Source organism: Mycobacterium sp. (assembly GCF_025933915.1).
Taxonomy (GTDB): Bacteria; Actinomycetota; Actinomycetes; order Mycobacteriales; family Mycobacteriaceae; genus Mycobacterium.
Genome location: NZ_JAICZA010000315.1, coordinates 1 through 1,796, shown reverse-complemented (window position 1 = coordinate 1,796; position 1,796 = coordinate 1). Strand labels below are relative to the sequence as shown.

The window sequence follows — 1,796 nt, the reverse complement described above, 5'->3', positions numbered from 1 at the left end:
GCTGGCAGGCCTCGTCTTCGCCGCTCACGGCGCTCGCGCCGACTCAAGCTCGAGCTTCGTGTCGATGGTGAACAGCGCGCGGTCGGCGCACGGCTTGGCCGGCCTGTCGGTCAGCTCCGACCTGTCCGCGGCGGCGCGCGCGCAGGCAAGCCGGATGGCGGCGTCCCGAACCCTGGCGCACACGCCGAACCTCGGCGGGGCGGTGTGCTGCTGGTCGGTGATCGGGGAGAACGTCGGCGAGGGACCATCGGCCGCGGCGATCGAGACGGCGTTCATGAACTCGACCGAGCACCGCGCCAACATCCTGTCCGGCTCCTACACCCAGATCGGTGTCGGCGCGGTCGTCGACTCAGCCGGCGTGATGTGGGTGTCGGAAATTTTCCGCCGACCGTCGGGCGCCGTGGCGGCGCCAGCCCCCAAACCGGTCGTGACCCACCACGCGGCGCCGCAGCCTGCGCCGACCCAACACCACACAACGGTCCGGCCGCCGGTCGCCACGCTGACCGTCGCCGCGCCGCCCGCTGCCCAGCCGCCGGTGGCGGCCCAGACCCGGGCATCGCGCGACCTGAGCCGAGTGTCACTGGCCGAAGCGCAGCGGTTGGCCAGCCAGCTCGACAACGGGCCCGGCGTGCGCGGCCCCGACCCGGTCACCCGGCTGCTCGACTTCGTCGCGATCAACGCGACTCTCAACTAACCGGGCACCAGAGCGACACCTGGATTCGGAAAACTTTCCTTGAATTTCCGGGGTTTCGAAGCACCCCGCTGACCTGCGACGACGCGCGTTTTCGCACGTCAGGGCACGGTTGACAGGGGCAGGACATGAACCGATATGTTCCCGGCGTCCACCGAGTTTTCGACCGAGGAGAACCCGTCGCGATCTCGAAACCCTGAGTCATGGGCGGCCCGCGCGGCACCGCGCCGGCGTCGCCTCGGTGCCAGGCCCAGGTGTGAAGTGATCAGCGCACGACGCCGTTCCGGTCGGTAGGGGGTGCGACACCCGGGAGGGTTCGGGCGCCCAGTAGACAACGGTGGCGCTGCCGCAGCCGGCGGGAGCGCTATCGGTCCGAAGGGCGCCCGACCCTTACCCTCTGCCATTGGCGGTCGTACGCCGTCGGCCACCGAGCCGTTCCGGCCGGTCACCCTTAGACACCGGATGCCCTGCCAGCGCACCGTTAGACGGGTGTCCGCGGGTGAAGTCGGGCGTCTTCGGCCCCGCCCTGGAGCTTCGCCTCCAGCTTCGCGTCGAGCTTGCCGCCCAGCGACGCCTGACGGGAGCGCCGGAGCAGCCCTCGGCGTTGTACCGTGCGAGAAAGTCACCAGCGTCGCCAACCCCTGAAGGAGGCTGCCTTGATGTGGCCTGCCAGCGGGGCCGCGACGCTGAACCACGATGACAATCCGCGTGTCAGCGGCGCGCCAGACCGTCGTCGTCCGGATTGGCGCCGCTTCCCAGGCCGTGCGGTCACTCTCGGGGCGCTGGGCGGGCTCGCGCTCTACTCCGCGTTTCCGCCGCTGGGCTGGTGGCCGATGGCCATCCCCGCGGTCACCGCGATCACGCTGGCCTGCCGCGGTCGCAGTTGGCGAGGGGGCCTGCTCGTCGGGGTCGCCGCCGGGCTCGCCGAGTTCGTCCCCTTGATTTTCTGGCTGCACGTCGTCACGCCGCTGGCGTGGATCGTCCTGGCGATCGCCCAATCGCTCTACCTGGCCGCCCTCGGGGCCGGTCTTGCCCTCCTCGTCGGACGACTGCCCGGCTGGCAGGTCTGGTCGGCCTGCGCGTGGGTCGGCGAGGAGTTGATCCG

1 protein-coding gene and 1 pseudogene are annotated in these 1,796 nt (G+C 70.9%); both read left to right on the top strand.

The features are described from left to right. Nucleotides 1-694, top strand: a 694-nt coding sequence (locus Q0W90_RS24440) for a CAP domain-containing protein (protein WP_297777265.1), incomplete at its 5' end; no start/stop codon positions are given. 656 nt (nucleotides 695-1,350) lie between these two features. Further along, a pseudogene (locus Q0W90_RS24435) lies at nucleotides 1,351-1,796 on the top strand (hypothetical protein); the annotation flags it as partial.